Annotated in this window: 28 protein-coding genes; 14 read left to right on the forward strand and 14 right to left on the reverse strand. The window is 60.3% G+C overall.

Translation table 11 applies throughout. The annotated features are described in order from the left end of the window. Position 1: 1 nt before the first annotated feature. Positions 2-451 carry a hypothetical protein gene (locus WC811_RS05165; protein WP_372641651.1) on the reverse strand — a complete coding sequence of 150 codons (450 nt, stop codon included), beginning with the start codon at positions 449-451 and terminating at the stop codon, positions 2-4. Between the two features lie 295 nt (positions 452-746). On the opposite strand from WC811_RS05165, the gene WC811_RS05170 reads away from it, so the two are divergent. Further along, on the forward strand, positions 747-1,166 hold the full coding sequence (locus WC811_RS05170) for a hypothetical protein (protein ID WP_372641653.1): 420 nt from the start codon (positions 747-749) through the stop codon (positions 1,164-1,166). Between the two features lie 86 nt (positions 1,167-1,252). Here the strand turns inward: WC811_RS05170 and WC811_RS05175 are convergent, their stop codons facing one another. Next, a complete protein-coding gene (locus WC811_RS05175) occupies positions 1,253-1,537 on the reverse strand; it encodes a hypothetical protein (protein ID WP_372641655.1) in 285 nt (94 codons plus the stop codon). A 328-nt stretch (positions 1,538-1,865) separates the two neighbouring features. Between WC811_RS05175 and WC811_RS05180 the strand changes: the two genes are divergently transcribed. The 3 genes from WC811_RS05180 (at position 1,866) to msrB (ending at position 3,075) form a co-directional block, all read left to right on the forward strand. Beyond that, positions 1,866-2,276, forward strand: a complete 411-nt coding sequence (locus WC811_RS05180) for a hypothetical protein (protein ID WP_372641657.1) — start codon at positions 1,866-1,868, stop codon at positions 2,274-2,276. Positions 2,277-2,361: 85 nt separating this feature from the next. Further along, entirely contained in the window at positions 2,362-2,607 is a 246-nt protein-coding gene (locus WC811_RS05185; RefSeq protein ID WP_372641659.1) for a hypothetical protein, read from the forward strand. A gap of 48 nt (positions 2,608-2,655) precedes the next feature. Next, positions 2,656-3,075 carry a peptide-methionine (R)-S-oxide reductase MsrB gene (msrB, locus tag WC811_RS05190; RefSeq protein ID WP_372641661.1) on the forward strand — a complete coding sequence of 140 codons (420 nt, stop codon included), beginning with the start codon at positions 2,656-2,658 and terminating at the stop codon, positions 3,073-3,075. A gap of 36 nt (positions 3,076-3,111) precedes the next feature. Here msrB and WC811_RS05195 read toward each other — a convergent pair whose 3' ends face one another. Next, positions 3,112-3,963, reverse strand: a complete 852-nt coding sequence (locus WC811_RS05195) for a DUF72 domain-containing protein (RefSeq protein WP_372641663.1) — start codon at positions 3,961-3,963, stop codon at positions 3,112-3,114. A 213-nt stretch (positions 3,964-4,176) separates the two neighbouring features. Between WC811_RS05195 and WC811_RS05200 the strand changes: the two genes are divergently transcribed. Next, a complete protein-coding gene (locus WC811_RS05200; RefSeq protein ID WP_372641665.1) occupies positions 4,177-5,268 on the forward strand; it encodes an energy transducer TonB in 1,092 nt (363 codons plus the stop codon). Between the two features lie 76 nt (positions 5,269-5,344). On the opposite strand, the gene WC811_RS05205 is transcribed toward WC811_RS05200, so the two are convergent. Then, positions 5,345-5,467: a hypothetical protein gene (locus WC811_RS05205; RefSeq protein ID WP_372641667.1), complete on the reverse strand. Its 123-nt coding sequence runs from the start codon at positions 5,465-5,467 to the stop codon at positions 5,345-5,347. Between the two features lie 223 nt (positions 5,468-5,690). After that, on the reverse strand, positions 5,691-5,819 hold the full coding sequence (locus tag WC811_RS05210; RefSeq protein WP_372641669.1) for a hypothetical protein: 129 nt from the start codon (positions 5,817-5,819) through the stop codon (positions 5,691-5,693). A 177-nt stretch (positions 5,820-5,996) separates the two neighbouring features. On the opposite strand from WC811_RS05210, the gene WC811_RS05215 reads away from it, so the two are divergent. The 3 genes from WC811_RS05215 to WC811_RS05225 all read left to right on the forward strand — a co-directional run bounded on the left by WC811_RS05215 (position 5,997) and on the right by WC811_RS05225 (position 9,303). Beyond that, the gene (locus WC811_RS05215) at positions 5,997-7,274 is read left to right on the forward strand and encodes an MFS transporter (RefSeq protein ID WP_372641671.1); all 1,278 of its coding nucleotides are present in this window, start codon (positions 5,997-5,999) and stop codon (positions 7,272-7,274) included. A gap of 305 nt (positions 7,275-7,579) precedes the next feature. Then, complete coding sequence (locus WC811_RS05220; RefSeq protein WP_372641673.1) at positions 7,580-8,824, forward strand: diguanylate cyclase; 1,245 nt, start codon at positions 7,580-7,582, stop codon at positions 8,822-8,824. A 215-nt stretch (positions 8,825-9,039) separates the two neighbouring features. After that, a complete protein-coding gene (locus WC811_RS05225; protein ID WP_372641675.1) occupies positions 9,040-9,303 on the forward strand; it encodes a hypothetical protein in 264 nt (87 codons plus the stop codon). A 105-nt stretch (positions 9,304-9,408) separates the two neighbouring features. On the opposite strand, the gene WC811_RS05230 is transcribed toward WC811_RS05225, so the two are convergent. The 3 genes from WC811_RS05230 to WC811_RS05240 form a co-directional block, all read right to left on the reverse strand. Next, on the reverse strand, positions 9,409-10,254 hold the full coding sequence (locus tag WC811_RS05230) for an SDR family NAD(P)-dependent oxidoreductase (protein ID WP_372641677.1): 846 nt from the start codon (positions 10,252-10,254) through the stop codon (positions 9,409-9,411). Between the two features lie 254 nt (positions 10,255-10,508). Then, entirely contained in the window at positions 10,509-11,219 is a 711-nt protein-coding gene (locus WC811_RS05235; RefSeq protein WP_372641679.1) for a carbonic anhydrase family protein, read from the reverse strand. 139 nt (positions 11,220-11,358) lie between these two features. Continuing rightward, positions 11,359-11,715: a polymer-forming cytoskeletal protein gene (locus tag WC811_RS05240; RefSeq protein WP_372641681.1), complete on the reverse strand. Its 357-nt coding sequence runs from the start codon at positions 11,713-11,715 to the stop codon at positions 11,359-11,361. A gap of 254 nt (positions 11,716-11,969) precedes the next feature. Here WC811_RS05240 and WC811_RS05245 point away from each other — a divergent pair, with 254 nt between their 5' ends. Beyond that, positions 11,970-12,257 (forward strand): hypothetical protein, encoded by a 288-nt coding sequence (locus WC811_RS05245; RefSeq protein WP_372641683.1) that lies wholly within the window; start codon positions 11,970-11,972, stop codon positions 12,255-12,257. Positions 12,258-12,316: 59 nt separating this feature from the next. Here WC811_RS05245 and WC811_RS05250 read toward each other — a convergent pair whose 3' ends face one another. The 4 genes from WC811_RS05250 to WC811_RS05265 all read right to left on the reverse strand — a co-directional run bounded on the left by WC811_RS05250 (position 12,317) and on the right by WC811_RS05265 (position 14,698). After that, positions 12,317-12,514 (reverse strand): hypothetical protein, encoded by a 198-nt coding sequence (locus tag WC811_RS05250; protein ID WP_372641685.1) that lies wholly within the window; start codon positions 12,512-12,514, stop codon positions 12,317-12,319. Between the two features lie 27 nt (positions 12,515-12,541). After that, the gene (locus WC811_RS05255; protein WP_372641687.1) at positions 12,542-13,672 is read right to left on the reverse strand and encodes a serine hydrolase domain-containing protein; all 1,131 of its coding nucleotides are present in this window, start codon (positions 13,670-13,672) and stop codon (positions 12,542-12,544) included. Positions 13,673-13,891: 219 nt separating this feature from the next. Beyond that, a complete protein-coding gene (locus WC811_RS05260) occupies positions 13,892-14,239 on the reverse strand; it encodes a cytochrome C (RefSeq protein ID WP_372641689.1) in 348 nt (115 codons plus the stop codon). 30 nt (positions 14,240-14,269) lie between these two features. Continuing rightward, on the reverse strand, positions 14,270-14,698 hold the full coding sequence (locus WC811_RS05265) for a hypothetical protein (RefSeq protein ID WP_372641691.1): 429 nt from the start codon (positions 14,696-14,698) through the stop codon (positions 14,270-14,272). A 201-nt stretch (positions 14,699-14,899) separates the two neighbouring features. Between WC811_RS05265 and WC811_RS05270 the strand changes: the two genes are divergently transcribed. The 3 genes from WC811_RS05270 to WC811_RS05280 all read left to right on the forward strand — a co-directional run bounded on the left by WC811_RS05270 (position 14,900) and on the right by WC811_RS05280 (position 16,363). After that, complete coding sequence (locus WC811_RS05270) at positions 14,900-15,181, forward strand: hypothetical protein (RefSeq protein ID WP_372641693.1); 282 nt, start codon at positions 14,900-14,902, stop codon at positions 15,179-15,181. Positions 15,182-15,423: 242 nt separating this feature from the next. Further along, positions 15,424-15,834, forward strand: a complete 411-nt coding sequence (locus tag WC811_RS05275; RefSeq protein ID WP_372641695.1) for a hypothetical protein — start codon at positions 15,424-15,426, stop codon at positions 15,832-15,834. Positions 15,835-16,060: 226 nt separating this feature from the next. Next, a complete protein-coding gene (locus WC811_RS05280) occupies positions 16,061-16,363 on the forward strand; it encodes a hypothetical protein (RefSeq protein WP_372641697.1) in 303 nt (100 codons plus the stop codon). A gap of 78 nt (positions 16,364-16,441) precedes the next feature. Here the strand turns inward: WC811_RS05280 and WC811_RS05285 are convergent, their stop codons facing one another. Continuing rightward, a complete protein-coding gene (locus tag WC811_RS05285; protein ID WP_372641699.1) occupies positions 16,442-17,077 on the reverse strand; it encodes an HAD hydrolase-like protein in 636 nt (211 codons plus the stop codon). Between the two features lie 926 nt (positions 17,078-18,003). Here WC811_RS05285 and WC811_RS05290 point away from each other — a divergent pair. Further along, positions 18,004-18,315 (forward strand): hypothetical protein, encoded by a 312-nt coding sequence (locus WC811_RS05290; RefSeq protein WP_372641701.1) that lies wholly within the window; start codon positions 18,004-18,006, stop codon positions 18,313-18,315. Positions 18,316-18,552: 237 nt separating this feature from the next. Then, positions 18,553-18,831, forward strand: a complete 279-nt coding sequence (locus tag WC811_RS05295; protein WP_372641703.1) for a hypothetical protein — start codon at positions 18,553-18,555, stop codon at positions 18,829-18,831. Between the two features lie 142 nt (positions 18,832-18,973). Here WC811_RS05295 and WC811_RS05300 read toward each other — a convergent pair whose 3' ends face one another. Beyond that, entirely contained in the window at positions 18,974-19,273 is a 300-nt protein-coding gene (locus WC811_RS05300; RefSeq protein WP_372641704.1) for a hypothetical protein, read from the reverse strand. Positions 19,274-19,551 lie beyond the last annotated feature (278 nt).

The following is a 19,551-nucleotide window of genomic DNA, read 5'->3' on the forward strand; positions in this document are numbered from 1 at the left end:
TCTAGGGCCGCGATATTTCGAGCAAGCCGGGGAGCGCCGATCCCGATGGACCGATTTCCGAGAGCGCGGTGGCGCAGCTTTCGTCGATGACGACCTTACACAGGTTCGGGTTATCCTCCGGAACACAATGTTTCGCCCGCACCCAGGCGTCGTAGATCCTTTTTCCCTGGACGCTGAATTCTTCGAGGTGGGCGCCCGAATACACTGAGCTTAGGACCGAAGCCTTTTCGGTCATTTTTCCGCCGGGGCAATTCTCCGATGCGCCGAGGGCCTGCCCGTACCGCGAGCCGACGTCGTAGGGGGTCAGATTGGTGGCGCCGATCGCGGCCCGCGTGGCAGACAAAAGATCCTTAGGCGGATCGGCTGCCCAAGCCGCGCTGCATAAAAGCGCCGTCCAGGCGATAGCCGGGAAGAACAAAGTGGCTCGGCTTTTCGGCCGGCTGAAGCGCATTCCTGTCCTCCCTCTTGATGATTGTATCGGCAATTCTAAGCGATATTTATGCGGGGTACACAGCAGTCGGCGCATCTGACAGCCCCGCGCGGACGCGAAGGATGACGCGGAAAGCTTATACTTTTTCGTAAGTAGAAACGATTTGCATTTCGGCGAATTTAGCAACCTCTTATACCATATCTGCGCAATTGGCGGCTGAAGGCGCTACTCTGTCTTTGAGCTTGCCGGCTGGCAGCGGTATCATTGCTGTCATGGCTGAGCCTGCCCGTGCGCCGTCCTAGGAGAGAGAACTCACATGACCTCACGCATTTTGCTATCCGCGGCTGCACTTGCCGCTTTCGCTGTTATGGGCGCCAGCCCAAGCTTCGCTCTTTCGACCAAAGAATGCAGCGTGAAGTATCAGGCGGCGAAGTCGGCCGGAACGTTGAACGGTGAGACATGGAACGACTTCCGCAAGAAGGAATGTGCCGGCGCTGACGCACCGGCCGAGGCAAAGCCGGAGGCGAAGGTCGAAACCACGACCGTGCCGTCGGGGGCCATTTTCCCGAAGTCGGTCGATTCTAAGTATTCCAAGGAGAGCGCGGGCCGGGCTCGCATGCACACCTGCCTCGATCAATACCGGGCCAACAAGGCGAACTCCGGCAATGGCGGCCTCAAATGGATTCAGAAGGGCGGCGGTTATTACAGTCAGTGCAACGCTGCGCTGAAAAAATAACGGCGAGCAGCTAAAAGTTTTCCAGAAATGGCAACGGCGAGATTTTCATCTCGCCGTTTTCGTTTGGGGTCTGTTTCCAGATTGTGTCAGCGCTTCGTTTCGCGATCTCTCTGCCAGGAGAGAAACAGCACCGTTACGAGCGACGTCAGCAGCATCGTCCCGAGGATGGCGGGCTGACGCATGAACGATTGCCACACGTTGAAGCCCTCGATCCAACCGCCGCGATTCGTCAGCACATTGTTCAAAACGAGGATGACGAACGCGACGAGCGATGTCAGGCCGGTTGCAATCACGGCTTCGACGAACCTCTTGGTCAGTCGCGGTACCGATATCGAATTGCGGCCGATGGCGAGTTGTGTCCGGTCCGACATAATGTGCTCCATTATTGCTTCGGCGAGGGGCACGGCGATCGCGACGGAGCCCCGGATTTATTCTCCCTATTTACCAGATTCGCATCGTCAACGTGGCAAGCGCGAGGCGATCTTCAACGCTAAGGCGGGGGGCCTGCTTATGCCCCGGGAGAGTTTTTGACCGCGCGCAAACCGTTGAAAGGAAGTTGATCACTATGTTCGCAGGTCCGGCAACACTGTTCAGCATAGTCCGGATATAACGGTGAAATTGCTCGTCGTGCGCGAAACGGTCGTTTGCGGCGAAAGGTGCCGGGTCGCTGATTGCGCGGTTCCAGATCGGAGAAGGTTCATGTTCCGAACAGTTCGGCTGCTTGCCGGCGGTTTGTTGCTACTACTTATCAGTATTTCCGGGCCAGTGATGGCAGCCCCTGGAGGTCTCGGCGCTGCTGGCGCGGGCGTACCGGGTGGCGTCACGCTCACGCATGGCGGCGGCCATGGGGGCCACGGAGGAGGAGGAGGTGGCCACTGGGGCGGCGGTGGCGGTCATTGGGGCGGAGGCGGTCATTGGCACGGTGGCGGCGGCCATTGGGGTGGTAGAGGTCACTGGGGCGGCCGAGGCTTCCGAGGCGGCTACTTTTACGGCGGATACCCTTATTATCCGTATTATAACGATTATTATTATGATGATTACGACTATCCCGATTATCCGCCCTGCTACTACAGCCGCAGGTATCGTGCCCGGATCTGTCCGGGTTACTGATGCCTCAAGCGGGCGCTGGAATTGAGAAGTGCAAAATGATCGGCTGCCGGTTGGGCCGCTGATCTCGTGAACAAGCGGATTGGCAATGAAATCGGCCGTGCTCACCTTCGTCCTGGCGTTTTCGCCCGTCGCTCTCCTCGTGACGGGTGCGAGCGCACAATCGATTTTCGATGTCGAGCACGCTCGCGCGATGTATCGCGCCGGTGTGGCCAGTTCGTACGACATGGAGCAGTTGAGGCGCTATGGCCGGCCGAGCGGGTACTACCCGCAGTATGGCCCCCCGCGGCCGCGCCGGATCGAACTTCGGCGCGCATGGCGCGAGCGCCGCTAACGCTCTCCTGATCTTGAAGAGCGGCCATAATTCGCCGATATATGCGCCATGAACAAAAAAACGATGCCGGCCGATGAGGCCGGGTGGCGCAAGCTCCTGACGCCGGAGCAATATCGGATCCTCCGCGAAAAGGGCACCGAGCCGCCTTTCACGGGCGAATATCTTCATGCCGAAGGTGACGGCACGTTCGCGTGCGCGGCTTGCGGCAATCCGCTTTTTTCGTCCGACGCAAAGTTCGATTCCGGGACCGGTTGGCCCTCATTCGACGAAGCCATTCCTGGCGCAATCGAATACCATACGGATACGACCCACGGCATGGTGCGTACCGAGATCACATGCGCGCGGTGCGGCTCTCACTTGGGGCATGTATTCGATGACGGCCCGACGGAGAGCGGCAAGCGCTATTGCATCAACTCCGCGTGCCTCAATCTCGATGAAGCTGCGGACAAGCCCTCGGGCGATAAGTGATTTCCCGGACGCCGCTCTAGGGAGCGGCGCCTCGGCCTAGTCCGCGATATCCTTCGATTTGTCGGCCGGCGAGACGCGTTTCTGAAACGCCATCGCCGCTGCGGGCGCGCGAACTTTGCCCTCATGGATGAAGTACACGAACACGTCGCGGGGAGTGCGCGACGGCTTGTTGGCGGCGTCGATAATAGGGAGGTCGTCAGGTGTTCCGCCGCTCGCCCAGACTTTCGCGCGCTCGGCCCATTGATCGAGGGCTTTCGGTTTATAGGCCGTCGGAATGGAATCCTGTCCGGTCTGCAGGCGCGCGTAGACGAAGTTGGTGGTTACGTCGGCGATCGCCGGGTAGGTCGCGTGGTCGGCGAAGACGATGCCGACCGACTTTTCGCGGGCAAGCGCGACGAAGGACGGCGTGCAGAACGACGCGTGGCGGACCTCGACGCAATGTCGCAATTCACGCCTTCCGATCTTCGGTGGCAGCAGACTGAGGAACGCGCCGAAGTCGGCCTCGTCGAATTTCTTCGTCGGCGCGAATTGCCAAAACAGAGGCCCGAGTTTGTCTCCGAGTTCAGCAACGCCGGAATCGATGAAACGGGCGATTGAATCGCCGGCCTCCGCCAGGACGCGTCGGTTTGTGGCGTAGCGCGGTCCTTTCAGTGCGAAGACGAAGCCCGGCGGACTTTCTTTCGCCCAGTTTGCGAACGTGGATGGCTTCTGCGTGCTGTAGTACGTGCCGTTGACCTCGATCGTGGTAAGGTGATGGCTTGCAAACTGGAGTTCCTTGGCGTGCGCCAAGCCTTCAGGGTAGAAAACGCCGCGCCAGGGCTCAAATGTCCAGCCGCCGATACCAGCGCGGATGGCGCCGGATTTGGTCATTTCGGCCTTACGCGCCATAACCTTTCCCTTTGCTTATCGAGGAGTGAACCCGTCCCGTTCAGCGAATCGCCATAATTCTGGGGAACTTCATGTTTTTCCCGCGACCTCGCGGCGCATGCATGGATAATCGCGGGGCATAGCATCGGCGTTTTTCTGCCGATCATTTATCATTGGTGGAAGCGCTTGGGGCGAGCGTTGTAACCTCATGCCGTTGGGATCAAGCACAGGCACATGACTGCCGAGAACGTGGGGCAAACGGCTGGTCTTTCCATCTCGGGCTTTGCACATTGGGCTGCGGGGCCGTCGACGCGCGATCGGAATTTCTACATCGCGCTGGTGGTCGCTTTAATTGTTCATGCCTCGTTCTTTATCAGCGCCGCGCAGAATAGTGGCGCGGAGAAGAGGCTCGGCAGTGAGACCGGCGCCGACGATGCGATCAGCGTTTCGCTGGTGACGGAGCAGGATCTCGATAGCAAGGCGACCGTGGTGGATCAGGTTTCCCCGCCGCCCGGGCCGATCGCGCCAACGCAGGAAAAGCAGCAGGCCAAGCCGCAGCCGGAACAACCGCCGCAGCCGGAACAACCGCCGCAGCAGCAACAGCCGCCGACGCCGCCGGAACAGGCAAAGCAAGAACCGCAGCCTCCGCAGCCGCAGCAGCCTCCGCCTGAGCCGCAAGCCCAGGACACGCCGCAGCCGCCAGAGGAGGCGCAGCCGGACGTGCCGCAAGATACCGATCCGGCGAAGCCTGAGCCGGAGAAGGTTGCCAAGCAGGAAGATACGAGTCCGGAGAGCCAGGCTCCAGATCTCTTCTCGCTCGACGATCAAGACCCGTCGAAGGCGCAGAGTTCGAACGAGCCGAAGCCGAAACCGACGACCAAGCCAGAACAGAAGACGGAAGCCAAGAAGCCGAGCGCGAGCAAGCCGGCGAAGAAGTCTGCGGCTAAGGCGCAGAAGAAGGTCGCCGCGCTCGATTTCTCAACCCAGGCTCTTGCCCCAAGTTTCAGCGGCGGGGGTGGCGGTGCGGCGTTCCAGAGGCCTCCGGGCATCACGCGCTCGGGCCTCAATGACGCGTTCGCACGGGCGGTGATCAGGGCCTTGCAGCAAACAATGCCGCAGCTTTCCAATACGCTCGGTCGCGTCACCGTCAGGATTTTTCTTTCGGATAGCGGCAACGTCGTCAATGTGAAATTACTCGCGGGATCTAAAGATCCGTCCCTCAATCAGGATGTCGTCTTTGCTGCCAAGCAGACGAGCTATCCGATCCCACCCGCGGGCTCTAATGAGGCGGATCGCACCTTCATGGTGACGTATATCTACGACTGACACTGACGTTTTCACGTCACGCAGTCTCTCGCCATCTATCTCGCGCTGTGCTCCGGCGGGAAGGCGTTTCGCAGGATTAATGAAAAGGCAGCACCGAGGAGAGCATCTCTTCGGCGTGCGTGGCCGAGGAAACGACCAAGCCGAAAATCGTCAGTATGAGGAGGGCGAGGAGGAAGGTCACATCGGTCTTTTCAGTCATGATCGCTCCAAATCAGTTCGTCGAAGCGGCAGAAAACCTGCCGTTCATTCCGTCCTGGGCGCGATCCCGAAAAGTTTCTTATGACATTGCGTTGAGCGTAAGTTCGACTCAGGTCTCGTCACAATAGCCAAAGTGAAGCAGCGTCACGGTCGTCTGGGGAGAGTGGCCACGGCGCTGCACCATTTCGTTTGTTTGCAATAACCGGAAACAAATGCTGCGATTGTTAGTGTGCAATGTTTTCCGACGCAGCGTTCGTTCCGCCGAGTTTCATCGGCGTGTAATCAGGCGATTCCCGACGGCACGCGCCAAGCGTCAGCGCGGCAATACATATTCCAAGCGCGGCGACTTTCATGGTCATCTCCCACCGTGAGCGATTGTGATCGAGCGATACACTCAGACTGCGCCGGTAACGCCTGATCGTTAAGGTTGTTCCCGGGCGGCGCGGCCTCCTCTCTGGACTTTCCGAATTGCCATCTGGCTCGGCGGCCGGTACTGCGGCTGAAACAAGCCGGGGAGCGAACCAGGGGATATGACGGCCGCCGCAACACGCGCCGCGTGGACCATTGTCGGGTTGCTATGGGTGGTTGCCTTGATCAACTACCTCGATCGGCAGCTGCTCGTAACGATGCCAGGGCCGATCAAAGCCGATCTTCGCCTAGGGGACGAGAAATTCGGACTGCTTTCCTCAGTCTTTCTTTGGATCTACGGCCTTTGCTCGCCAATCGCGGGGTATCTCGCGGATCGGGTCGGCAAACGCCGGGTGATTTTGGCGAGCCTCATCATCTGGTCGGCGGCGACGTTCGCGAGCGGGCTCGTCACCTCGTTCGGAGGCATGCTTGCTGCCCGCGCGACGCTCGGTGTCAGCGAAGCCTTCTACATGCCCGCGGCCGTGTCGTTGATTGTTGATTATCACCGCGGGGCCACGCGTAGCCGCGCAACCGGGCTGCACCTCAGTGGCGTCTATGCTGGGTCGGTGCTCGGGGGATTGGGCGGAGCATTCGCCGAAGCTTTCGGATGGCGTCCGGTTTTTCTTGTGATCGGCGGCCTTGGGGTCGCGTATGCAGTGGTGCTGGCGATCGTGTTTCCGTCTCCGCCGCAGGACGATCTTGCGGAAGCGCCGGAAGACATCATCGTCGCATCGCACGGAGAGAACGCATTCCGGTCGCTGTTGTCGACACCGGGATTTCTATTGCTTCTCGCGATGAACATGCTCGACGGCGCGGCTTACTGGCCGGTTCGCAATTGGCTTGCGGAGTTCTTTCGCGGCGAACTCGGTATCGCGCCGGCGTGGGCAGGTGTTTACGGTCCAATGACATTCAACGGCGCGGCGTTCGTCGGGATGCTCATCGCCAGCACCCTGTCGGATCGGTGGTCGGTATACACGATGCGAGCCCGCGCGCTCATTCCAGCGATCGGCTTCGTCGTGGCGGCACCTTGCCTGGTGCTGATGGGCGCGGTGGACCATATTCCGGTCGTGCTCGCGTGTGTGCTCGTCGCGGGCATGTCGCAGGGTTTTCTCGATGCCAACTTGATGCCGGCCACGTGTACTGTCGTCGATCTTCGATACCGCGCGACGGCCTATGGGCTTCTGAATTTCGCCGGAACGACAGCAGGCGGCTTCATGACGTATGCGGGTGGAATGCTCAAAGAGCGGGACGTTCCGCTCGGCACCATGTTTCAGCTCGCAGGCGGAATGATCTTCGTCGCCGGACTGCTGCTTTTCATGGTGAGACCGCTCGGCACGCGCGGCTTACGGCGGGAGACCGGTGGCGCGGGATCCGGAGTCGACGCGCCCGAGAATTCTTAATCGGCGGGCAAACAGCTTTCTCACATCGATGGTATTCTCACAAAGAACGAGACGGTCGGTGAGCGGCTTTGTTTACCGCTTGGATGACCGGCGAGTCTCATTCTGTATCTTATTGGCAGAGCTGAATAATATTCAAAATTTCCGAACGCCGAGGTGTGCGGATTTATGCGTGCTGCGGCCTTTCCCGCGTTCCGAACGGAGATGGTTGCTTCGACCTTCACCCATTCTGTGTACCTCGCATTAACGAGCGGCACTTAGCGTGACGTCGTTGCCGACGCTCATGATGAGCGAGGGAAGTACTTGTGATGGAACGAGTGACGGGCGAATCCATTCCTGCCGGTGTCGATCAGTTCACGATTGAAAGAGCGATCTCATCCGGTTTTCCGCTGCTGAAATTCGAGCAGCAACTTGAATCTGCGTTTGAGCAGGAAGTCGCCAGCGACCGGTGTCGTCAGCTTGTGTTTGGCGGACTGTTTGGCATCCTGCTCTACGATCTGTTTCTGATCCCGGATTGGATCGTCGCGCCGGGGACATTTCTCACGGCGCTTTGGGTCCGGCTGGGAATTGTTACGCCGATTGCACTCCTGATGGTCGCCGCCCTGTACCTCAGTCCGCCTGTCGCTGTGCGCGAATTTCTGGCTGCTTCAGTCGGCGTGGTGCTCGGCGCGGGCAGCATTCTCTACTTGATGGTGGTCGGACAGGGGATCCACCAGGATGCGCAACACCAGTCGATCATCCTGATTCTATTGTTTGTGACGATGATCCAACGTGTGAGGTTTTGGTGGGCAATGGCTGCATGTATCGCCTGCTTCGTGATCCATGCCGCAGGTTTGGCCATGATACCCGTTTATGACTCCGAGTTCCGGATTTCGGCCAACACAGTGTTTGGCTGTGCCGTCGTTCTGACGCTCTTTGCCTCTTATGTGCTCGAACGTGAGACGCGTATGAATTTCCTACTGTCGCTGCGAGGGCGGCTGCAGCGACGCGACCTCGATGCCAAGAGCCGCCGCGATTGCTTGACCGGACTGCGCAACCGGCGGTCGCTCGATGAAGTGATCGAGTCCTGCGGCCTCGCCAAAGCCGATGGCGAAGAGCTGGCCGTTATCCTTCTCGATATCGATCATTTCAAGTCGTTCAACGATACGGCCGGCCATCAGGCGGGCGACGTCTGCCTAAAGCGCGTCGCCGGAGTCATCCAAAGCGAACTGCGCGATTACGCCGACGACGTGTTCCGCTTCGGCGGCGAAGAATTCATCGTCGTTCTGCGCGGGATCAATCTGCCGAAGGCGATTCGGATTTCGGAGCGTATTCGAAGGGCGATCGAGGACGCCTCCATTCCCCATCCCGCCTTAAGCCGAGGAGAGGTCGTCACGGTCAGCCTGGGTGCGGCGTCGGCGATCTTAAGCCGCGAAATTCGAGTCGGGCTGGTGATCTCGGCCGCGGACGCGGCGCTCTATTCGGCGAAACGGAATGGACGCAACCAAGTCGCACCACGTCTTCCGGTCGTGGAGATTGTCGAGATGGCTGACCGAAAGCTCCGGAGGATGTGAAGTCTTTGACAGGAGCATTTCGGAAACGCACGGAAAATGGCGGGTTTGATCCGCCGCCCGCCATTGCAAGAACAGTTTTCTGATATGCAATCAAGGCAAAGGCGATCAACATATCGCTCTTGCGCTGTTGCGATTCTGTTTGTCGCTCTTGACCGCGGAACAATGCGGCTGCATTTCCGTTAAGTGACGGGGTTTCACTGAGAAGGAACGAAGATATGAAGAGGGTCGCGGTTTTGGCGGCATTTGCGCTCGCCCTTTCATCGGGTTGCGCGTTCGCGGTCAGTCAGGCCGTTAAAGACGCATGCAGCTCCGATTTCGCCGCTTATTGCAGCCAGCATAAAGTCGGTACGGAAGCGGCGCGTTCGTGCATGCGCGAACATCGCAAAATGCTGACCGACGACTGCATCCACGCGCTCGGTAAGTCGAGCGAAGTGACGCAGGCCGACATCGAACAGTACAAGCGCGAAACCAAAAAGTAATTGGCTCGGCCGCTTTCGCGCCGGGAATATAGCTCAACCCGTCACCGCTTCTGTCCGCGGTGGCGGGTTTTTTGCGTGCGGAGATCGTTGTGGGCCGTCTCCGCGCTACCAGCGGACGCGGCTGAGGCCCAAGAAGCGGCCGATGATCTTGCGGACGACCGTGCTCGGTAACTTGCCGCGCGCGAAGTGGTTGAATTTGGCCGTCGGGCCGACGGCATAGCGAAACCGTGGATGGCGGGCGGCCAGCGCTTTTGCGACGCCCTTGCCGACGTCGATCGGATCGCCCGCGGTCTTGGCGACAAGGGCGTCGACAGTCACTTCAAGGTGTCGCAACAGTGGAAGGTAAGCGCTGTCCTTCGGGAACACGCGCGGCGAGTTCTCCCAGATGCTCGTGCGGTAGGGACCGGGCTCGACGAGAATGATGTCGATCCCGAAGTGCTCGACCTCGTAGGCTATCGATTCAGCCCATCCTTCGACAGCCCACTTCGAGGCGCAGTAGGGCGAGTTCGCGGGCTGTCCTGCGAAGGCCGATTCGCTTGAGATGATAACGATGCGGCCGCGGCGCTGGGCGCGGAATGCCGGCAGCAGTCGTTTCGTCAGCGCCAGGACGCCGAAGTAATTGACCTCCATGACACGGCGAATGTTTGCCTCGGCGAGATCCTCGAAGGCGCCGCCGACCGCAACGCCAGCGTTGTGTACGACGGCGTCGAGCGATCGATTTGGCAGGTCGATATCGGCAACCGCACGATCGATCGATTGGGAGTCGGTGACGTCGAGTTGCCCGACCGTAACTGATTTGCTCACACCCGCTTTATGCAGGGCTTCGTCCAGCTCACGGCGTTTTGCGAGGTCCCGCATCGTCGCGATCACATCCCAGCCGTGCCTGGCGAGTTCGACTGTCGTGGTCAGCCCGAATCCGGACGATGTTCCGGTAATAAGAACCCTCGGCATGAATCGGCGCCCTCCGCAGACGATTACTGGGCCAATCCTACGTCACAACCGGCAGCGGGGCGAGGCTGCGCTGTTCCCTTGGGAACAGCCTGGAGAAGGTGTGGGGTCTATTCCTCTACGCATCGACGCCGCCTCGCGGTGTCGGTCGCGAAACGTCTCAACTGTGTAACCCGCCGGCTCACAGGTATGGCGCGATGCGGCCGACTCCACGGGCGGCGTTTCGGCGCGCGGTCGTTTTGGCGTGGAGGCCGTGGTTATTCGATAAAGGTCACGCGGCCCGTGGCGACATCATGCATCGCCGAGACAATCTTGAGTTGTTTCGCGGCTACAAGGTCGCGGAGAACGTCGCTCATCGTCGTCAGCTTTTCCCTGCCGAGCTTGGCATTCGCCGTCGCGACCTCTTGGACGAATGCCTTGTTTTTCGAGGAGCGATCTCCGGACGCGTTTTTGCTCGCCTCTTCCACTGCCGGTTCGATCTTTGCGAGTAGCTGAGTGAGCATGCCGAGTTCGGCATTGTCGATGGCTCCCTTGATGGCTCCGCACTCACTGTGTCCGAGGACGACAATCAACTTTGCGCCAGCGAGCTTCGTTGCGAATTCGGAGCTTCCCACGATGTCGTCGTTGATTACGTTACCGGCGACGCGAGCGCTGAAAATGTCGCCGATGCGTTGATCGAACACCAGTTCAGGCGGTACGCGAGCATCGATGCATCCGATCACGACGGATGACGGGAATTGTCCGCCCGCTGTCGCGCGGACCTGCTCGATCAGATCGCAGTTGCGCATGTTCCGTGAAACGAAGCGTTCGTTTCCGGCCTTGAGCTTGGCAAGGGCATCATCCGGGCTGATCGCCGCCCGGCGGTCCGGGGTCATAGCGGTGCATTGGTCGGCCGCGAAAGCACGGTCGAACGTCAGCAGACTGCCCGCGATGGCGCCGCTGCAACAAAAATGTCGGCGTGACAGCATCGAAAATCCTCCCTGGGTCGGATCGGGATCTCACACCACAAGTCTTTAAGGGAGTATCGCCCTTTTCAGGAGAATTAGGGGATTTTTGTTTGCGAATGGAGGTTTTAGTTGGGTGGGTGGCTGACGGAAGGATGTCCGGTTAGACCAATTGCAGCGGATTGTCGTGCCGCCGGGACTTGCCTTCGAAAAACGAGCCGGTTTCGAGGGACAGTCTTTTGTGGACGATGTCGGCATTGACCAGGCAGGCGGCTTTTAGCGTCAGCTCGTTGGCGAAAATTTCTCCGGAAACCTCGCCGATCACCGTCACGATCTCGGACTTGATCGTGCCCTCGACGACGCCTCGTTCGGCGACAATGAGCGACAAGCAATTGACGTCTCCGAGGACGGTGCCCTCGACAACGAGCGGTCCGGGATAGTCAATACCGCCTTCGATCGTTGCTGTACGTGGAATGGAGAGTGTGCGGCCGACGCCCGTGGACTGCTTTAGCTCGCGCATGAAGAACTCTTACCCGTATCGAAGCTGACACAATTCCCGCAGCCGCCAGTCGTAACGAACATTTCCGGCGAATTTCGGGCTATGCCGTTTGCGCTTCCGACACGCGTTCCCCGTGTCGGCGGCAAGCGAGAGTCCTTGAGATGGCCGCCGCGCGTGCGCACTGGCCTGGGTTGCGATACAGAGGTCTCTTGCGCTCTTTACCGTGGGGTATTAGCAAACGGCCGTAAATTCGGCGAATGAAGGGAGATTCGGCCATGGCTGACACGACGGACACAGACGCGACGATCGCGAGTCTGAAGCGCGAGATCGCGGAGCTTTCCGGGTTGTCGCTCGCCACGGGCGTCATCCTTACGCAGCTTCTTCAGAAGATCGTAAGTCGGGAGATGAGCCCGCAGAACGCCGCAACGCAGATCGTGACCAATGCCCGCGAGGCGATCGAGGGTTTTACGTCGCAGGTCGAGGTTGATCCAGTGATGAAGAACCGGGCGCTTGACGCCGTGAAGCAGTACGAAGACCAAATCCGCGCCGTTCTGCCGATCTAACGACTTTCCCTTTAGGCGTGACGGCTCGCGTTCCGCGAGTCCACCGCCACGCGCGAAGATTAGGGTGAGTTCGGCCGGATTCGTTTCAGGACATCCCAGAGAGGCAACGCCGCGAGGCCGCCGACTACGCCGCCGACATAGCTCGGCAGGGGGAAGTTGAAGATCGCGTGCCAGATAAGTCCCGCGATCCAACTTGCCACGAGCATGGCGGCGACGGTGACGAGCAGGCGCTGCCAAAACGGAAGAAAAAGGTTCATGAGCGTTAGCGAGCCTCATGCGAGAAATTATTTCACATACGTTTCATAAAGGGTTTTCATCACTTCGAGCGAGGCCTTGTCGACGTTGGGGCCGGCAATGTTGCTCGTAACCACAATCGCGAGATCATGATCGACGTCGACCTCGATGGAGGCGAAGTTCAAGCCATTCGAGCCATTGTGCGTGAGGATCGGCTTGTCCGTCCAGGCGAATTTCGACACTCCCCAGCCGAGAGCATAGGCTCCCGATTTCGGCGTGCCCGGCTTTGGGTCCTTGATTTCCATCTCGACCACCGGCGTGTGGAGCAGCTTGAGCGTTTCTGGCTTGATAAGTTCCTGACCGCGCTTGCCTTCGCTGGCGTTCCAGCCGGCCCAGGTCGCGAAATCCTTGATGCTCATGTGTGCTAATCCGGCCGGTCCGAGCGAACTGGGCAGATCCGCAGGCTCGCCCCACGGGAACGGCGTTAGCTTGCCTTTGTCGTCGATGCGATGGCCGACGGGCGCGTCGTAGAGTCCGAACGTCGCCTGAGCGCCGAGGCCGGCCGTCTTGAGACCGAGCGGCTCGTAAATGCGTTCGTACATCAGCCGCTCCCACGGTTCGCCCGCAGCCTTCTCGATCATGGCGCCTGCGGTGATGTAGCCGAGGTTCGCGTAATGGAACTTGCCTGACGCGGGGAAGCTGGGATCGTGCTTCGAGCCCCAGGCCTGGATCATATGCAGGCGCCATTGGGGCAACGGGTGATCGTAGGCATCGGCGCTGAAATAGAGTTTGCCGATCTCGTCGTTGTCGGACGGGATGCCGCTCGTGTGCGAGAGCAGCTCTTTGAGAGTGATCGCGGCGAACTTCGGCTTGAGATTAGGAAGGTCGGCGCCGAGCACCTCGCCGATGGTTGAATTCCAGCGCAGCTTGCCTTCCTCGACCATCATCGCCGCGAGCGTTGCGGTCATAGCCTTTGTATCCGAGCCGAGGTGGAAGCGATCATCGACGGTGACCGCCATGTTCGTGCCAGCGACGCGGACGCCGACAGCGCCGACGGCAACGAGCTTTCCCTCCTTCACCACCGCCGCGGCCAGCGCCGGGAGCGCGTATTTCACACGGATAGGATCGAGCGTCGCGTCGAGCGAGGCTTGGGCGCGTGCCGGCGCGGTGAGATTGCTCATGGCGATCAAAGTCATAAGAGCGAGGCGGCAAGACATGCTGGATCCACTTTAAATTCGCACGCAGCCTACTTGGCTCGTAGCGCGCTGTCTTGCCGGATCGAGCTTTCGCGACGTCTTTGGTTGAGACGGGGTTAAATCTCGCCGCTCACTTCGACATCGAGCGCGTGGGGCCGATTGATCGACGGAAAGCGGAAGGGAATAGGCGGGGCCTCGACGATGTCAGTCCGGCGTGCGTTCCTTCAGACTCGTAATGTAAGCGACGACATCATTCCGATCGTTCGAGCGAAGTACAAAATTGGGCATCGTCGGGTGCGAAGAATCGAGCCACGCGGCGAGAGCGCGCCCGTTCATACCCGAGGTCTTGGCGACGCTCGTGAAACTCGGCGCGGCGGGATTGGGCGAGGATGAAGCGCCGGGTTCGACGGCATGGCATTCGGTACAATACTTGGTTGCGAATATATGCCCGTGATGCGCGTCGCCGATCTCCTGGGCCGAGAGCGGTAGAGAACAGGCGAGGGCGGTAGCGATGCCGACAGCCAAAAATATTTTACCGCGTGATCTTATCATTTTTTCCTCCTCGTTGACCTGTCATCGTTGTTATTTTTCTGTGCGGAGAGACAGGATGTATCCAGTAAGATCGCGGATCTCCATGCGCGTGAGATCAAGGTTCGGCATCGGCGGATGCGGACGCGTGAGCCAAGTTGAAAGGTGATCGGCCGTCTGACCGGGCCGGTTTGCGATGCTCGCGAATGCCGGAACGTCGCTCGGCACCGGCGCGTTTGCAGGCTCTCCGATGAGGTGGCAGGTCGAGCAGAGCTTGCGGGCGATGATATTGCCGGTTTCAATATCGGGACGTTTTGATTCTGCCTTGCCGGGTTCATCGCGAAGGGTTGGCGGCGCATCCATCTGCTGCGCGGCCGCGAGCGACGTGTGCGCCGCAATTGCCATGCCTATCAGCGCGATAAGGCCCAATATCCCTATCGATTTTGCCGTAATTTCATTCGGTTGCCCGGAATGTTCGATCATCGATTTGGCCCCAATTCAATGGTCTAAAAGCAAAAATGAATGTGTCACAGTCGGCTTGGGCTCGCATTGACGAAGCGCAACTCGACGTAGTGACAGCGGTTGCGCCGGAACGGAGACGCGACGGGCGCGTTGAACATCAGATCGCAACGTCGCTCAGACGGCTGACAAATCGCCGGAGCGCGGAGGACAAGGAGTTCGACGATGAAATGTAACTGGGCGGCGTTCGTTGGCGGCGTAGTCATGGTGGCCGTTTTTGCGCCGGCGGCGCAGGCCGATTCTATTGCCGGCGTCGAAGGTGCGCGTGCGAAAGAGCGTCAAGGGCGGTATTTGAACCGCGGGGATCGCGAGCAGCTACGCCGGTATGGCGGCAATGACGATTATCGCTGGCGCGGATATCGCGATAACGATTACGGCTATTACGATGGCCCGGGCGTCAGCATTTATGTTGGCCCGCGGGGCTATTATGGCGGCTATGGTTATTAAATAGAAGCTCGTCCGAGGGTGTCATCTCGGCAGAAGGGCGTCATCCGACTCTGCCTGGCGGAGTACCGCCTTCGCTGGGGGGGGCGGGGGCCGCCACGCGCGATGCCCTTGCCGGATGGGTATGAGCAGTATCGCCGACGGGCGCGGTGCGGGGATAAGATTTTTTGGGTATGCTTGTTGGCGCGGGGGAAGCGCCTGCGCCCTGAACATGCTCATCATCGGACCATCCGGAAAAGCACAGCATGGCATTTGCGATCAAGGCTGAGGTTCGCGATGCGCGTGCGAAGACCTTCTCCTTCACCGCGCAAAAGACGATGTACGGCGGCAAGCTCATCGGGGCGGGCGATACGATATTCGTGTTCGCGAGCGAGAACGAGGGCGGGCAGGGACTCATCGCGCGGGGCATCGTGACGTCGGCTGAAGCGACGCCGAAGACCCCAGGAATCGTGCGGCAAACGCCGCGCGTCAGCATCACGATTCGGCGGGTCGCGCTCGCCAAGACACCGTTGGGGCGGAGCCAGCTTAAGGCATTCTGCCATTGGAAAGACGGTCGCCCGGAGACGGAGCTCAATTTCATGCTGTATCGTCAGGCGACGAACAAGATCGTCGGCATCTCAAATGCTGCAAGCGCGTTGCTCGCCGAATTCTTCTGACCCGTCCGGGGATTGCGTGGCGAGGCGGCCCTCATACTTCTGCGAATGCGGTGGCGGCTGAGCAAGCGTCGCGCGACCGGGTTGCCAACTTTCCCGACGCGATTTGCCAGGGTGGCCCATTGCCTGCCGCCATGCCGCAGGCGTTGCTTGCGGCTCGCCGGGGGACACGCCTTATCCAGCCACCGCGCGACAAACACCGATAATCATTGAAGTTGGGAGAAAACGCATGATCAAGAAACTGCTGCCCCTCGCGGCCGCCTTCGTCGTCGCCTCTACCGTCTACGCGGCGGCGGACGATTGGAGTGGGAAATTTAAGACCCTCGATACCGATGGCAGCGGCACCATCAGCCGCGCGGAGTATGATGACGTGGCGAAGGTGAAGCTCGTTCCGGCACCGGAGTTCTCTGCGATCGATACGGACAACAACAATAGCATCGATACGAAAGAATGGGCTGCGTCGGAGAAGTTGCAGAAGGGCTACTCGACGTCATGCAAGTCTTCGACGGAATCCTGGTGCCCGAAGAAATAAGTCCATCTGTTTGACGATCTGACGGCTCTCGAAACCCGGCGGGCAACTTCCGGGTTTTGAGGGCTCCGCATTTGATGATCAAGCCGCTTGGATAAGCTTCGGGACGATGTCGCCCATTCGCTCGAAGACGATGTCGGCGTTGAGCGTGCGCAGTTTCTCGGGGGCGGTGTAGCCCCAGGTGACGGCTGCGAAGTCGATGCCGGCGGCGCGGGCGGCTTCGAGGTCGCGGGCTTCGTCGCCGATGGCGAGTACGCGTTTGGGATCGACGCCCGCGCGCTTGATCACGCGGCGGAATTTTCCGACCTTGCCCAGCAGGGCGGCGCTGCAATTGTAATCGGAGAACAGCTCGGCGGTCTCGCGGCCGAGGATGGCGCGGGCGTTCTCTTCGCTGTCGGAGCTGACGAGCGTCAGCGTCACGCCGCTCTCTTTCAACGTGCGCAGCATTTGGTCGGCGCCTGGAAAGAGCGCGATCGTCGCGAGCTGCGTCGATTTCAGGCGGCGCATGTGGCGGGCGATGAACGGCAGCTTCCAGCGCGGCACGCCGAGATGGGCGAGGATTTCACGGACGTCGGCGCGGCGCAGGGGCTCGATTTCGTCCTCGGGGACGCGGCGCAGGCGGAAGGCGTCGGCGACGTTGTTCAGGCTGCCGAGGAACCACGGGAAACTGTCGGCGAGCGTGCCGTCGAGATCGAAGATGATCAGTGAATACCGCATGCGGTCTCTTCTTGTTTGCGCCGGGCGACTCTCGTTCCGAGAGCCGGCCGCCAGGCGCGGACGTTTTGTTTCCTCCGGGCGCGGGCCGCCTGAGCGCGGACAGCGGGCGCCGAACCCTCATCTTTGCTTGTAGCCTGTGACACCTGTTCGTCGAAGCGGGGATCGCGCGCGGATGGCCGCAGGGGAAGAATCTTGAGGGCGTGTTGCTTCCTATGCTTGCGCCTGACGACTCCCCTGCGGGGAGCCGGCCGCCAGGCGCGTTTGATGTTGCTTCTTTCGAACGAGGAACCGGGCATACGCAACCGGCCGGCTCTCAGAACGAGAGTCGGTTGCGCCAAAGACATAAGCACGAAGCGGACGGGTTCCGCGGCGTCGGGTCTTCGCAAGTTTGGTCTCGGAACCGGTCCGCTCCGTGACAGCCAAAGAACAGGGTTCCGACAGGTCACTTAATGAAGCGGGTTTTTCCGCACACGGTTTCTCTCATGCCGTGCGGACCTGCCTTCCGCCTTGTCCGCATCGCGCGCGTGACGCGAGCGGGTGAGGCTGCCCCACCCGAGCGCCGCGCGACGCCTCGCGCGATGCCCTTGCCGGATGGGTGAGGGAATTATCGCGCAAGCCGCACGACCCGAGGATAAGTTTATTTGAGTGCGCGGGCGGCCGGTTGGACAAAGGAGAGTCGCCCGGCGCAATCCAAGAGAGAAGCGGAGGTCTATTTTCGGTGGCGTGAAAAAGTTCCGTGCGTAGCGCGTAATTTCTTTTCGAAAATCAACGTAAAGACAGCGTTCAAACTGCATTTTGAGCGCCGGGTCTCCCCCGCGAGCGCGTTATCTCATTATGCCGCGGCAGATCTCGCCGCGCATCCGATGCAGCCCGGCTGTGCCCCAGGCTGCTTCCCTGCAATCCCGACAAAAGGAGAGACCCTAGGGATGAAACGTCTTCTGATCATCAGTGCGCTGGCCTTGGGCACCGTGTTTGGTGCCGCGGGTGCGGCTTCTGCGGCCCCCGCTTCGACTGCGGTCGGCGGCTTGAGCAATGGCCACAGCGGCATCGAGCTCGCAGACTACAAGCGCAATCGGCACATGAGGCACGGGCGCGATTACCGACGCGGAAACTGGCGGCACAATCGCGGCTATCGCGGCGGTGACCGGTATCGCGGGTGGCACCGCTATCATTCGCGTCCCCATGGCTGGCGCGCGCGCGGATGCGTCGTTGTCGGGCCGGTGTGGGTCTGCCCGTAAATCGACGCGGTCGGCTCCCGCAAACGTAGTCGACCCGCGCATACTAGAACTTCAGCCGGGCGGAGAAATCCGCCCGGTTTAGTTTTTCATGGCGCTTTGCGACTCGCCTCCGGCGTGCCGGCCGCAAAGCGCGGGATGCCCGGTGCTCAAATTTTTTTGCGAAGCGTGTAACGGCGTGAGGGAAGTGTTCGTACGCGCCCGGTATGGTTTTGGAGGCTGGCGGGGAGTTGGCGGGGCATGATCGCGGCGGTTTCGTGTGCAACTTGTACGGCCCCGCGCGTTGGCTCGAAGGACGTCTCGGGCAAAGCCAAGGAGGCCGCGCTCCAGCAGAAGATCGACGCCAAATCGATGCAGCAGGCGCGGACGACCTGCGACGAGACGGCGGGCAAAATCGGAGCGGACATCGCCTCGCTCAAGTCTCAGCTCGCGCAGCTTCAGATGACGGACAAGAGCGCCGAGGGCAGCGCGACCGACGTGTCGAGCACGGCTCCGGATGCGCGCTATCAAGAATTCTAGCCGAAGAGCAACGCTACACGCGCCCAGGTCGGCCGGCTCGCGGAACGCGAGCGCCGGGCGCAATCAAAAGAGAGAGCGGGGACAAGTGTCTGCTTCGGGCCAAAGTAGCCCAAGCGTCACGCGTCCACGTCTAACTCCGCGTTCAGAAGCAGAGCCAGGGGCCCAAGCAGGCCGCGGGCGTTCCGCCCTTGCAGGCCGTCTGCGAGGAGTAACACTCAATCATCGCGCCGCCTGAATTGCAGGTGGTTTTCACCGGGCCCTTCGGTACAAGCCCTTTCCCGGCGATCGTGTTCTTGAGTGCGTTGTGGGAGAACAGCACCGCCAAATCGTGGGTGAAGTTATCGCCAATGGCTGCGACCTTCGTACATTCGGCCGCCTGAGCCGTCGCCGACAGTGCGCACATCATAACTGCGGCCACGAAGCCTGACTTGAAAACCTGCATTGCAACCCCCCGGCGCGGACAAATCTGCTCGAACGCTAGTCGAGTGCTTGGCAGTTGCCAAGTAAACGACCGTTGCTGACACAGATATTTTCCGCACTGCGCTTTATGAGGCGCACCGCGCACCGCATGGCCATCGATGCGCGTCCGATCTGGGTCTTGGTCGTGTAAAAACGCTGCGGGGGATGATTGCCCGCAGTGGACAGGGACAGGTTTCGGTCCGAGCCACTGTCTCACGCCCTGATCGCGGCCATCAGCGGCTTGATGCCCATGATGTTCAT

The sequence above is a fragment of the Hyphomicrobium sp. genome (genome assembly GCF_041659645.1).
Classification (GTDB): domain Bacteria; phylum Pseudomonadota; class Alphaproteobacteria; order Rhizobiales; family Hyphomicrobiaceae; genus Hyphomicrobium_B.